Genomic DNA, 12,091 nt, shown 5'->3' with positions numbered 1-12,091 from the left:
AAACTACCTGACGACCTTCACGTAGTCGCTCGCCTCGGAAGAACCGAAACCGTGGCTACCGTCGTAACGGACGCCCCACGTGCCGCTGCCCCAGGCCTTGACCTTGGTGTAGAACGACCCGTTGGGGTTGGTCTCGATGGTCTTCACGTACTTCCACTTGTGCGAACCCGCGGGGAGGAAGTAGACGTCGATGTCCTGCCAGCCCAGCTTGTACCAGCCGTGCCAGTAGTCGCGAGAGTCGTAGCAGCCGCTCCAGCCGTCGTCGACGGGCTTGACGCTCCCGTCGAGTTCGACATAGGCGCGGTCGTGCTTCTTGTAGTCGTAGTACCAGTCGCCGTAGCACTGGGCGACCTGAAGCTTCCCGGTCAGGGTGACGTAGCGGCCCTTCTTCACCGGCTCGGGGCCGGCGTCGAAGTCGACGATCCGCGTGGCCTTGGGGCCCTTCGGCGGCTTCGGCGGGTCATAGCTGACGTGCTTGACCGTGAAGCCGGAAGAGCTGGTGTAGAGCTTGCCGTCGAACCCACGCGCGTAGACCTTCACGGAGTAGAACCCCTTGGGGTCCTTCGTGTCGATCTTCACGCTCTCGGAGGTGGAGAACCACACGGGCTTCCACGGCGCCTTCTTCTCCTCCGACGCGTCGGCGGTGGTGCTGTCCGCCGACTTGTCGTCCCAGCCGGGGCCGTCCCAGTCGTCTCGGCCCCAGCTACCCTTGTGGTCGACCACGATCTTGGCGTGCTTGATGTCCACGCCCTTGACGTTGATCGACACGACCTCGGAGTCCCACTTGCCCTTCAGGACAACCTGGCCGGGGTTGACCCAGACATTCGTGATTCTCGGGTTGGGACCGTCGTGGTGACCGTGCCCGTGACCCGGGTCCGCTAAGGCGGGGGCCGCGGAGACGAGCGCCGAGGCGCTCATCGCAGCGGCCGCCACCAGAGCGGTGGCGATGCGCTTGATCATAAGAGGGTGCTTCCTCTCCCCGTTACAACGCGCGCTTCCGGCATGAAGCGCGCCTACGTCATAGACGGAAAATCTCCGCCAAAAGTTGCGGGTGAGTGGCGGAAAAAGTGATCACAACTTGGCAACGGGAGCGAATGTTCGCGCGTCGGGGTCGGATGATCACTCCCCGTACATCTCCTCGATGATCTCCGCGTACTTCGCGTGGATGACCCGGCGCTTGAGTTTCAGGCTCGGCGTGAGCTCCTCGGTCTCGGCCGTCCACTCGACCGGCAGCAGCCGCCAGCGCTTGACCTGCTGCACCCGGGCCAGCTTCTCGTTGGCGGCCTCGACCGCCGCCTCGACGGACTTCAGCACGTCGGGGTGGCCGGCCAGGTCGGCCAGGTCGGTGAAGGTGATGCCGTTGGCCTGGGCCCAGCCGGGGGCGATCTCGCCGTCGAGGGTGAGGATCGCGACCGGGTAGGGGCGGCCGTCGCCGAAGGCGAGGGCCTGGCCGATGAGGGCGTGCTCCTTCAGGTGGTTCTCGATGTTGGCCGGGGAGATGTTCTCGCCCCCGGCGGTGATGATGAGCTCCTTCTTGCGGTCGACGATGCGCACGAAGCCGTGCTCGTCGAGGGAGCCGACGTCGCCGGTGTGCAGCCAGCCCTCGTCGTCGAACAGGTCGGCGGTGGCCTCGGGCCGGTTGAGGTAGCCCGCGGTGTTGAGCGGGCTGCGGGTGAGGATCTCCCCGTCGTCGGCGATCCGCACCTCGACGCCCGGTTCGGGGCGGCCGACGGTGCCGAGCCGGTAGGCGTCGGGGCTGTTGGCGGTGAAGGCGCCGGTGGTCTCGGTCATGCCGTAGACGTCGAGCACCTTGAGCCCCAGGCCCGCGAAGAAGCGCTGCACCTCCAGCGGCATGGGCGCCGCCGCGGTGGCCAGCCAGCCCGCGTTGTCGAAGCCGATCATGCCGCGGATGATCGAGAGCAGCGCGGCGTCGGCGGCGTCGTACGCGGCCTGGATCTCCGGCGTCATCGTGTGGCCGGCCTGACCGGCCTCGACCCAGGCCAGCCCGGCGGCCATGGCCTTGCGGGCGTTCTCCTGCTGGTCTTCCGGCGACATGGCCAGCAGCGCGGTGAGCTTGGCCATCATCTTCTCCCACACGCGCGGCACGCCGAAGAACAACACCGGCCTCACCGCGGCGAGGGTCGGCCCGAGGTTGGCCAGGTCGGTGCAGAAGTGGACGTGGGAGACCTTGAACAGGGGCAGGTAGAGGCTCAGCACCCGTTCGGCGATGTGGGCGTAGGTCAGGTAGGAGATCTGGGTGCCCTGGGTGGGCAGCGAGGTCATCCGGTCGGTCGCGCCGACCTCGAAGAGCACGTTGCGGTGGGTGAGCGGGACGCCCTTCGGCATGCCGGTGGTGCCCGAGGTGTAGAGCACGGTGAGGGTGTCGTCGGGGGTGACCGAGCGCCAGCGCTCCTCGACCGACTGGGAGTCGGCGGCCAGCGCCTCGGCGCCCAGGGCCAGGAAGTCGGCCCACGAGAGCTGGTCGCCGGTGGCGCCCTCCAACAGGATGATCTTCTCCAGGCCGGGCACCTGGTCGAGGATCGGCGTCCACCGGGCCAGTTCGGCCGGGCCGCCCAGCACCGCGACCTTGGCGCCGACGTCGTTGGCCACATAGGCGACCTGGTCGGGCGCGAAGGTGGCGTACACCGAGCACGGGATCGCCCCCGCGTGCACGGCGCCGAGGTCGGCGAGCACGTGCTCGCTGCGGTTGACCATCATCAGGGCCACCGAGTCGCCCGGATCGACGCCCAGGGCGGCGAACCCGGCGGCGATCTCCAGCACCCGCCGCCGGGCCTCCCGGTAGGTCAGGGTGGACCAGCCGCCCTCCACGGGGTCGGAATAGGCGGGTAGGTCGGGATGGGCTTCGGCGGTCTCGTCGAGCTGAGAACAGATGGTCCGACCGGCGATGCTCTCCTCGATCGCCGCCCGCTCCTCAAGAACCATTCCGCGTCTCCTCAGGGGGATGCTGGACAGAGTGACCCGCATCACATCATCGGTAAGTCAACCCTGACAAGATGTCCTGGTGACATGGGTGCTCGACCTGACCGGGATCTTCGTTTTCGCCATCTCCGGCGCGCTCGCCGGGGTCGCCACCCGCCTCGACGTCGTGGGCATGGTGGTGCTGGCGTTCTTCACCGCGGTGGGCGGCGGGATCCTGCGCGACGTCTTCCTGGGCGTGCAGCCGGCCGCGCTGCACGACGCGGGTTACGTCCTGGTCCCGCTGGTGGCGGCGGCGATCGTGTTCTTCTGGCACCCGCAGGTGGCGCGGCTGCTGCCGAGCATCCTGATCTTCGACGCGGCCGGGCTGGGCCTGTTCTGCGCCACCGGCACCGAGAAGGCGCTGCTGTTCGGCCTGTCGCCGCTGCACGCGGTGCTGCTCGGGGTGGTCACGGCGGTGGGCGGCGGCGTGCTGCGCGACGTCCTGTCGGGCCAGCGGCCGACGCTGCTCTACGACCGCCAGCTCTACGCGGTGCCCGCCTTCCTGGGCGCGTTCACGCTGGCCGCGCTCTTCGAGTTCGGCGTACGCGGCCCGCTGGCCGTCCTGGCCGCCGCCGTGCTGGCCTTCACGCTGCGGTTCCTGGCGATGCGGCGGGGCTGGCGGGCGCCGCTGGCCCGGGGGATCAAAGACTCGGCGTGAGCCGGTTGTCGGCCACCGGCCCCCGGCCCGGCCGCCCGGCGGCGATCCTGGCGACCGCGTCGGCCAGCACGTGGGGCGGATGGCAGTAGGACAACCGCAGGTAGCCCTCGCAGGCGCCGTCGACCCCGAACCACCGTCCGGGCGCGAGCCTGACCCCGTTCGCGGCGGCCGCCTGGACGACCGGGGCCGCCGACGGCACGTCGAGCTTCGCCCAGATCGACCCGCCGCCGACCGGCCGGGGGTAGGTCCAGCCGGGCAGGTGCTCCGCCAGCGCCGCCGTCAGGGCGTCGCGGGAGGCGGCCAGCCAGGCGCGGCGCTCGGCCCGGGACTCCTCCACCCGAGGGACCAGCTCGGCCACCACGAGCTGGTCGAACACCGCCGTGGCCAGGTCGACGCCCGACCGCAGCACCGACAACCGCTCGACCAGCTCGGCCGTGCCTCGCAACCACCCGACCCGGAGCCCGCCCCACCAGAGCTTCGAGGCCGACCCGATCGTGATCACCCGGTTGTCGGTGTCCCAGCGGGCCAGCGGCGGCGGCATGACGACGTCGTCGACGGCCACCTCGCCCCAGGTCTCGTCGCAGATCAGCGTGACGTCGTGGCGGCGGGCGGCGGCCACGAGCGCGGCGCGGCGGGCGGCGTCCATCAGCGTGCCGGTCGGGTTGTGGAAGTCGGGCAGCACGTAGGCGACCTTCGCCTGCCGCAGGGAGCTCTCCATCAGCTCCCCCGCCGCCACCGCCCTGGCCCCGTGGAGCCGGACCGACTGGATCGCGTGGGCGTAGGTCGGCGACTCCAGCAGCACCGGGTCGCCCGGCCTGACCAGCAGCGCGAACAGCAGGTGCATGGCCTGCTGGGCGCCGGGCGTGACGAGGATCTGCTCCGGCCGGGTGGCCACGCCGCGTTCGGTGTAGCGCCGGGCCACCGCCTCGCGCAGGGCGGGCAGGCCGACCGGGTCGTAGCCGATGCCGAGCAGGTGGCGGTGGTAGCCCGCGGCGGCGGCGGCCACGGCGGGGGCGACCTGGGAGGCGGCCGGCATCGAGGCGACGTGCAGCGGGATCATGCCGTCGCCGGGGACCGGGATCGTCCAGGGGGTGTCGCCGCCGACGGGGAGCGCGGTCGTGCTGCCCGAGCCCTGGCGCGCGGTGACGTAGCCGTGGTCCTTGAGCAGGTCGTAGGCGGCGGTCACGGTGGTCCGGCTGACGCCGAGCGCGGCGGCGAGGTGGCGTTCGGCCGGCAGGCGCACCCCGACCGGGATCGCGCCGTCGTGCACCCGGCCGCGCAGCGCCTCGGCCAGCGCCCGGTAGTAGGGCCGGGCGCCGGGCGGGACGGCGAGCAGGCGGGCGAGCTGCTCGGGGGCCATGGTGCGCGTCATGGCGGCCAGCTTAAGGCCAATTTCCGCGATTGGCTCTGTTACCCGAGCCGGGCCGCCGTCACACTGGGGCGATTATGGTGCAAACGTCCACTCATCCCACCTCTATGCGGCTCGTCCGGCTCTACGCCGGTCTCTTCCTCTACGGCGCCGGCTCCGGCCTCCAGATCGAGTCGAACCTCGGCAGCGCCCCCTGGGACGTCTTCCACCAGGGCCTGTCCCGCCACTTCGGGCTCAGCATCGGCGCGTGGGTCGTCATCGTCGGGGCGGCCGTGATGCTGCTCTGGATCCCCCTGCGCCAGAGGCCGGGCCTGGGCACGATCAGCAACGTGCTGCTGCTCGGCTGGTTCTTCGACCTGACCGTCTGGCTGGCCCCCGCGCCCGGTCACTGGATCGTCCAGTGGGCCTATCTGCTGACCGGCGTGGTCACCGTCGGCGGCGCGACCGCCCTCTACATCGGCGCGGGATACGGTCCCGGGCCGCGCGACGGGCTCATGACGGGACTCCACCGGCTGGGCCCGTCGATCCGGCTGGCCCGGGTGATCATCGAACTGACCGTGCTGGCGGCCGGATGGCTGCTCGGCGGCGTCGCCGGGGTGGGCACGCTGGTGTTCGCCCTGATGATCGGGCCGGTCACCCAGTTCTTCATGAAGGCCCGGCGGGTAGCTTGATCACATGCGGATCGAGGACTACGCGCTGATCGGCGACATGCAGTCGGCGGCCCTGGTGGGCCGCGACGGTTCGGTCGACTGGCTCTGCCTGCCCCGTTTCGACTCCCCCGCGTGCTTCGCCGCGCTGCTGGGCAATCAGCGCCACGGCGCCTGGCGCATCTGGGCCTCCGGAATGGAGACGGCCTCCAGCCGCCGCTACTGGGGCGACACGCTCGTTCTCGAATCCACCTGGGACAGCCCCACCGGCACCGCCCGGGTGATCGACTTCATGCCGGTACGCCACGAGCACCCCCGCCTGGTCAGGGTCGTCGAGGGCGTGGCCGGCTCGGTCGAGATGAACTGCGAGATCCGCATCCGGTTCGACTACGGCCGCATCGTCCCGTGGGTGCGCCGCCGCGACGGCAGCCTCCAGGCGGTCGGGGGTCCCGACTCCGCCTGGATCCACTCGCCGGTCCACCTGCACGGCAGCGACTACCGCCACAAGGGCACCTTCCGGGTCGAGGCGGGCGACAAGTTGTCGTTCGTGTTCAGCTGGCACCCCTCCCACGCGCCCGCGCCGCCCATGATCGAGCCGCTGGACGAACTCGACTACGCCCGCGAGCTCTGGGAGGACTGGGTCTCCAAGGGCACCCACACCGGTCAGTGGCGCGACGCCGTGGTCCGCTCGATGATCACCCTGAAGGGGCTGACCTACGCCCCCACCGGCGGCATCGTCGCCGCGCCCACCACCAGCCTGCCCGAGGACCTCGGCGGCGTCCGCAACTGGGACTACCGGTTCTGCTGGCTGCGCGACGCCTCGATGACCCTCGACGCCCTGCTGACCAGCGGCTACATCGAAGAGGCCAAGGCCTGGCGCGAGTGGCTGCTGCGCGCGATCGCCGGCCGTCCCCAGGACCTCCAGATCATGTACGGCGTCGCCGGCGAACGCCGCCTCCCCGAGATGACCCTCGACTGGCTGCCCGGATACGAGAACTCGCTGCCGGTCCGCATCGGCAACAGCGCCGCCGGCCAGCTCCAGCTCGACGTCTACGGCGAGGTCGTCAACTCGCTCTACCAGGCCGGCGTGGGCGGCCTCCACCCCGACGACCATGCCTGGAAGCTGACCCGCAAGATGATGGACTTCCTGGAGACCGGCTGGCAGCAGCCCGACGAGGGCCTGTGGGAGGTGCGCGGCCCGCGCCGTCAGTTCACCCACTCCAAGGTGATGGCCTGGGTCGCCTGCGACCGGGTCATCCGCACGATGGAGAGACAGCGCCGCTCGGGCCCGGCCGAGCGGTGGAGGGCGCTGCGCGACGAGATCCACAACGAGGTCTGCGAGAAGGCGTACGACCCCGGCCGCAACACCTTCACCCAGTCCTACGGCTCCACGGAGCTCGACGCCGCGACGCTGCTCATCCCCACGATGGGCTTCCTGCCCCCCGACGACCACCGCGTGATCGGCACCATCAACGCGATCGAGCGCGAGCTCACGACGCCGGAGGGGTTCGTGCTGCGTTACTCCACCAGCGAGCGCAACCCGGTCGACGGCCTGCCCGGCCGCGAGGGCGCGTTCCTGGCCTGCAGCTTCTGGCTCGCCGAGGCCAAGGCCCGCATGGGCCTGCGCAAGGAGGCGTGCGACCTGTTCCGGCACCTGCTCGACCTGCGCAACGACGTCGGCCTCCTCTCCGAGGAGTACGACCCCGTGCAGGGCCGCCTGGTGGGCAACTTCCCGCAGGCGTTCAGCCACGTTCCGCTGATCCACGCGGCCCAGGCGATCGGCTAGCCGCTAGTTGGCGTCTCCGGCGAGGCGGGCCAGCAGGCGGGCGAAGTCGGCGGGCGGCGTCACCACGAGCCTGACCTGGCCGTCCTGGGGAACCAGGTCGGCCTGGATGCGGGTCAGCCGGTCGCGGTGCCACCAGTAGACGTGGGGGCTGAGGCCGCCGTCGCGGTCGTCGAACTCGCGCTGGGCGTACACCCGCATGCGCTCCAGGGCGCGCACGACGCCGATGCCCTCGATCGGGTGGACGGCCATCGCGCCCGGGTGGGGCAGCACGACGAGCAGCCCGTCGGGCGGGCCGGGCAGCCGGCGCAGGTGTGCCACGGCCGTGGGCGCGCTGATCATCCGCACGCTCACCCCGCCGAGCTGCAGGTACTCGGCGGTGATCCGCTCGTCGGCCAGCGCGTTGTCGAGCGCGACGTCGAGGGCCTCGGCCGGTGGAATCGGCCAGCAGAAGGCCTCCTCCGGCCGGACCGGACGGCCGCCGATCGTCAGCACCTCGATCAGGTCGGCGCTCAGGTGGCGGCCGATGATGCGCGAGGGGTCGGGGATCGCCGGGTCGTCGGCCGCGTGCAGGCGGGTGCGCAGCAGCGGTTTGATCCGGCCCAGGTTGCACGCGTCGAACGGTTCGCCCGACACGGCGTGGGACAGGTGCTCGGAGACCAGCATCGGCCAGTCTTCGCGCGACCTGCGGGCCGCCTCACGGCGGAGCCCGACCAGGTTGACGGTACGGGACGTCTCGTCGCCCCCCATGATCAGGGTGGCGCCGTCGTCCTCGAACGCGCAGCTGTAGCCCATCGTCTCGACGACCAGGGCGAGGAGGGAGTCAAGATCGACGTCCTCGACGGGCCGGGAGGCAGGCTGCACTGGCTGGTCAGGCCGAATCCGGCTGCGGAGTCGCCGCAACAGACCCAAGGCTCATCCCCTTACAAGCGTGGCGTGTTGCCAGCTTCAGGGTGCCTTGTCCTGGTTGCCGATGAGGCCGGTGAGAGAGCACGATTCGGTATCAATAACCCCATCGGCCCCCAGCCACACACTGAACTGTGGTGTCCCGTGACCGATCGGCAGCCCCGCGATGATCGGAACTCCCAGGGGTCCGAGGCGTTCCACCAGCACCGGGAGCGCCTCCCCGCACTCCACCCACGACCCGAGGGCGAAGCCGGCCGCGCCGTCGAGACAGCCCGCTTGGAGTAGCTGGGTCAGCATACGGTCGATTCGGTAGGGCTCCTCACGGACGTCCTCCAGCAGGACGATCCGGCCCCGCGCCTCCATCTGGTGGGGCGTGCCGCAGAGCGCCGCGAGCAGCGTCAGGTTGCCGCCGGTCAGCGGCCCGATGGCCGAACCCGGCACGAGCACCTGGTCGCCCTTGACCGGCCGGGGCTCCAGGCTGGAGATGAGCGAGGCCTTGAGATGGGACAACGACCGGGGCTCCGGGCCGTCCTCGTCGCTGATCGTCGAGCAGGCCGGCATCGGGCCGAACAACGAGGCCACCCCCAGACGGCGCTGGAAGGCCAGGTGGAGGGCGGTGATGTCGCTCGACCCCACGAGGGGTTTCGGCCGGACGGCCTCCATCTTGTCCCAGTCGAGGTGGTCGAGCACCCGCGTGGCGCCGTAGCCGCCCCGGGCGCAGATCACGGCCGCGATCTCCGGATCGCACCAGGCTTCCTGGAGGTCGGCGGCGCGGGCCTGGTCGGGCCCGGCGAGGTAGCCGCGGCGGATCAGCATGCGGGGCCCGAACCGGACGTTCAGGCCGAGGCCGGTGAGCACGTGGCGGCCGCGGTTGAGCCGGTCGAGGTCGACCGGACCCGAAGGCGCGACGACGGCCACGGTGTCACCGTGCCGGAGACGGGGTGGAGTACGTTCGGACACCCCCCAAAGAGTGTCAGACTAGGCGCTACCTATGCGACCACCGACCCACATTCTCGTGGTAAACGGCGTCAAGGTCCGACAGCCGGTCTTCGTGCTCGCCGCCCCCCACAGCGGCGCGGACCTGCTCGCCCGTGCCATCAAGCGCTCGCCCGGCGTGCATCTCACGATGGGCCGGGGCGCGGTTTCCCGTGTCGTCTACGCGTTCGCGCGGCGGCCGTCGATCGCGCGCAGCCCGGGGGCGCCCCGGGTGATCCGCGACGTGCTGGCCGAGGCCTGGCAGGTGGTGCCGGGCGCGTGCGGCGAGTGCTCCGGCACGTGCAAGGAGGCCGGCGGCATCATCGGGGCGGGCCCGTGCGTGACCGCCTCCGAGCTGACCCGCTTCGGCGACGCCAGCCCCGACCTGCTCTACAGCGCCCCCGTCCTGCTCCAGGCCTTCCCCGACGCCCGGTTCGTCCAGGTCATCCGCGACGGCCGCGACGTCGTCGCCGACATGCTGGCCGACCCGGCGACCATGGCCTGGTTCAAGCCCCACATGATGTCCGACGACAGCGAGTTCCCCAGCCCGTTCCTCGGCGTCAACAACGCCGAGCACAAGCTGCGCTGGAAGGAGATGCCGGTCGCGGGCAAGAGCGCGCTGCGCTGGCGCGCCGCGATCCGCCTGTCGGCGGTGCTCCGCAAGGAGCTCCCCGCCGACCAGCTTCTGACGATCCGGTACGAGGACCTGCACAAGTCCCCGGCCGAGACGTTCGGCCAGGTGGGCGAGTTCCTCGGCGCCAAGATCTCGACCATCGCCCTCTACGGCACCGGCGCGCCCCGGGTCGGCGCCCGCCGCCGCCTCGCCCACACCGACGCCGAACTGGTCGGCAAGGTCGCCCGCGAGGAGCTCAAACGGCTGGGCTACTCATGAACTGGGTCCGGTAGAGCTCGGCGTAGCCGCCGTCCATGACCATCAGCTCGTCGTGCCGGCCGAGCTCCACGACGCGGCCCTCGTTCATGACGAGGATCACGTCGGCCTCGCGGATGGTCGACAACCGGTGGGCGATGACCAGGCTGGTCCGGCCCGCCAGGGCCGTCTTCAGGGCCTGCTGGACGGCCGCCTCCGACTCCGAGTCGAGGTGGGCGGTGGCCTCGTCGAGCACCACCACCGGCGGGGCCTTGAGCAGCAGCCGGGCCAGCGCCACCCGCTGCTTCTCGCCGCCGGAGAACCGGTAGCCGCGCTCCCCCACGACCGTGTCGAGCCCTTCGGGCAGCGCGGCGACCAGGTCGGCGATCTGGGCCGCCCGCAGGGCCTCCCAGATCTCCTCGTCGGTGGCCTCGGGGCGGGCGTAGCGCAGGTTGGCGGCGATGGTGTCGTGGAACAGGTGCGGGTCCTGCATGACGACGCCCACGGTGTCGCGCAGCGACTCCATCGTGGCGTCGCGCACGTCGAGGCCGTTGAGCCGCACCGCGCCGGCGTCGACGTCGTACAGGCGGGAGACCAGCGAGGTCGTGGTGGTCTTGCCGGCGCCCGAGTGGCCGACCAGGGCGATCATCTGGCCGGGCCGGGCGGTGAAGGTGACGCCCTTGAGCACCTCGGCCGACTCGCCCGTGTCGGGGCGGGCCACCGACTCCAGCGAGGCCAGCGACACCTCGGAGGCGGCCGGGTAGCGGAAGCGGACGTCGTCGAACTCGATGGTGACCGGTCCGGCCGGGACCGGCCGGGCGTCGGGCTTCTCGTCGACCATCGGCTTGAGGTCGAGCACCTCGAAGACGCGGTCGAAGCTGACCAGGGCGGTCATCACGTCGATGTGGACGTTGGACAGGCCGGTGAGGGGGCCGTACAGCCTCATCAGCAGGGCCGACATGGCCACCAGCGTGCCCAGTTCGAACGAGCCGTCGACCGCGAGCACGCCGCCGAACCCGTAGACCAGGGCGGTCGCCAGCGCGGCGATCAGGCCCAGCGCGACGCGGAACACCGTGCCGAGCATGGCGACGGTGACGCCGACGTCGCGGACCCGGGCGGCCCGCTCGGCGAAGTGGCGCGTCTCGTCGGCCGGACGGCCGTAGAGCTTGGCGACCATCGCCCCGGCGACGTTGAACCGCTCGGTCATCACCGAGCTCATCTCGGCGCCGAGCTCCATCTGCTCGCGCGTGTACCTGGACATGCGCCGCCCCACCCACTTGGCCGGGATGATGAAGATCGGCAGCATGACCAGCGCGACCAGGGTGATCTGCCACGACAGCGCCAGCATGGTGATCAGGACGACGACCAGGCTGATCACGTTGGAGACGACCGACGACAGCGTGCTGGTGACGGCCCGCTGCGCGCCGATGACGTCGCCGTTGAGCCGGGAGACCAGCGCGCCGGTCTGCGCCCGCATGAAGAACGCCACGGGCATCCGCTGCACGTGGTCGAAGACCTGCGTGCGCAGGTTGTAGATCAGCCCCTCGCCGATGCGGGCCGAGAACCAGCGCTCCCCCAGCGACAGCACGGCGTCGAACAGCGCCAGCCCGGCGATGGCGACCGCGAACCAGATGACGAGCCCGGTGTCCTTCGCCGGGATCGCCACGTCGATGACCTGCTTGATCAGCAGCGGGTTGGCCACCACGATCAGCGCCCCGACCATGATCAGGACGAGGAACCCGGCGATCGACCACCGGAACGGCGCGGCGTAGCCGGCGATGCGCCGGACCGTGCCGGGCGCGAGGCGCTCCTTCATGACGTCGCCGTCGCGGCGCATCGACTGCATCATCGCCCAGCCCGAGTTCGGGCCGCCCATCATCGCCATGTCCTGGCCAACCCTTTACGA

Annotated in this window: 10 protein-coding genes; 4 read left to right on the top strand and 6 right to left on the bottom strand. The window is 71.0% G+C overall.

Annotation, left to right across the window (positions count from 1 at the left end; translation table 11 throughout):
• Positions 1 to 3 precede the first annotated feature (3 nt).
• Both AW273_RS13165 and AW273_RS13160 read right to left on the bottom strand, forming a co-directional pair.
• A complete protein-coding gene (locus AW273_RS13165) occupies positions 4 to 960 on the bottom strand; it encodes a hypothetical protein (RefSeq protein WP_062348575.1) in 957 nt (318 codons plus the stop codon).
• Positions 961 to 1,119: 159 nt separating this feature from the next.
• Positions 1,120 to 2,943, bottom strand: coding sequence for an AMP-dependent synthetase/ligase (locus tag AW273_RS13160; protein WP_062348574.1), 1,824 nt, complete (start codon positions 2,941 to 2,943; stop codon positions 1,120 to 1,122).
• A gap of 79 nt (positions 2,944 to 3,022) precedes the next feature.
• On the opposite strand from AW273_RS13160, the gene AW273_RS13155 reads away from it, so the two are divergent.
• Positions 3,023 to 3,637, top strand: coding sequence for a trimeric intracellular cation channel family protein (locus AW273_RS13155; RefSeq protein WP_157555761.1), 615 nt, complete (start codon positions 3,023 to 3,025; stop codon positions 3,635 to 3,637).
• Here the strand turns inward: AW273_RS13155 and yczR are convergent.
• The gene (yczR, locus tag AW273_RS13150) at positions 3,621 to 5,009 is read right to left on the bottom strand and encodes a MocR-like transcription factor YczR (protein WP_063909944.1); all 1,389 of its coding nucleotides are present in this window, start codon (positions 5,007 to 5,009) and stop codon (positions 3,621 to 3,623) included. The genes AW273_RS13155 and yczR overlap by 17 nt on opposite strands.
• A gap of 104 nt (positions 5,010 to 5,113) precedes the next feature.
• Here yczR and yczE point away from each other — a divergent pair, with 104 nt between their 5' ends.
• On the top strand, positions 5,114 to 5,677 hold the full coding sequence (yczE, locus tag AW273_RS13145; protein WP_157555759.1) for a membrane protein YczE: 564 nt from the start codon (positions 5,114 to 5,116) through the stop codon (positions 5,675 to 5,677).
• A 4-nt stretch (positions 5,678 to 5,681) separates the two neighbouring features.
• Positions 5,682 to 7,439: a glycoside hydrolase family 15 protein gene (locus tag AW273_RS13140; RefSeq protein WP_062348571.1), complete on the top strand. Its 1,758-nt coding sequence runs from the start codon at positions 5,682 to 5,684 to the stop codon at positions 7,437 to 7,439.
• 3 nt (positions 7,440 to 7,442) lie between these two features.
• On the opposite strand, the gene AW273_RS13135 is transcribed toward AW273_RS13140, so the two are convergent.
• Both AW273_RS13135 and AW273_RS13130 read right to left on the bottom strand, forming a co-directional pair.
• The gene (locus AW273_RS13135; protein WP_232327369.1) at positions 7,443 to 8,300 is read right to left on the bottom strand and encodes a hypothetical protein; all 858 of its coding nucleotides are present in this window, start codon (positions 8,298 to 8,300) and stop codon (positions 7,443 to 7,445) included.
• 84 nt (positions 8,301 to 8,384) lie between these two features.
• Positions 8,385 to 9,260 (bottom strand): S66 peptidase family protein, encoded by an 876-nt coding sequence (locus AW273_RS13130; RefSeq protein ID WP_232327367.1) that lies wholly within the window; start codon positions 9,258 to 9,260, stop codon positions 8,385 to 8,387.
• Between the two features lie 73 nt (positions 9,261 to 9,333).
• Between AW273_RS13130 and AW273_RS13125 the strand changes: the two genes are divergently transcribed.
• Positions 9,334 to 10,209, top strand: a complete 876-nt coding sequence (locus AW273_RS13125; protein WP_062348569.1) for a sulfotransferase family protein — start codon at positions 9,334 to 9,336, stop codon at positions 10,207 to 10,209.
• Here the strand turns inward: AW273_RS13125 and AW273_RS13120 are convergent.
• On the bottom strand, positions 10,187 to 12,070 hold the full coding sequence (locus AW273_RS13120; protein WP_062348568.1) for an ABC transporter ATP-binding protein: 1,884 nt from the start codon (positions 12,068 to 12,070) through the stop codon (positions 10,187 to 10,189). The genes AW273_RS13125 and AW273_RS13120 overlap by 23 nt on opposite strands.
• Positions 12,071 to 12,091 lie beyond the last annotated feature (21 nt).

It is taken from the genome of Herbidospora yilanensis, assembly GCF_001570565.1.
Classification (GTDB): Bacteria; Actinomycetota; Actinomycetes; order Streptosporangiales; family Streptosporangiaceae; genus Herbidospora; species Herbidospora yilanensis.
The sequence above is the reverse complement of the archived record's forward strand: the minus strand, read 5'-3'. Positions and strand labels throughout refer to the sequence as shown.

Excerpts from the sequence above, each read along its gene's own strand:
- yczR (WP_063909944.1), bottom strand. The coding sequence starts at position 5,009 with ATGACGCGCACCATGGCCCCCGAGCAGCTCGCCCGCCTGCTCGCCGTC.
- AW273_RS13160 (WP_062348574.1), bottom strand. The coding sequence starts at position 2,943 with ATGGTTCTTGAGGAGCGGGCGGCGATCGAGGAGAGCATCGCCGGTCGG.
- AW273_RS13165 (WP_062348575.1), bottom strand. The coding sequence starts at position 960 with ATGATCAAGCGCATCGCCACCGCTCTGGTGGCGGCCGCTGCGATGAGC.
- AW273_RS13140 (WP_062348571.1), top strand. The coding sequence starts at position 5,682 with ATGCGGATCGAGGACTACGCGCTGATCGGCGACATGCAGTCGGCGGCC.
- yczE (WP_157555759.1), top strand. The coding sequence starts at position 5,114 with ATGCGGCTCGTCCGGCTCTACGCCGGTCTCTTCCTCTACGGCGCCGGC.
- AW273_RS13120 (WP_062348568.1), bottom strand. The coding sequence starts at position 12,070 with ATGGCGATGATGGGCGGCCCGAACTCGGGCTGGGCGATGATGCAGTCG.
- AW273_RS13125 (WP_062348569.1), top strand. The coding sequence starts at position 9,334 with ATGCGACCACCGACCCACATTCTCGTGGTAAACGGCGTCAAGGTCCGA.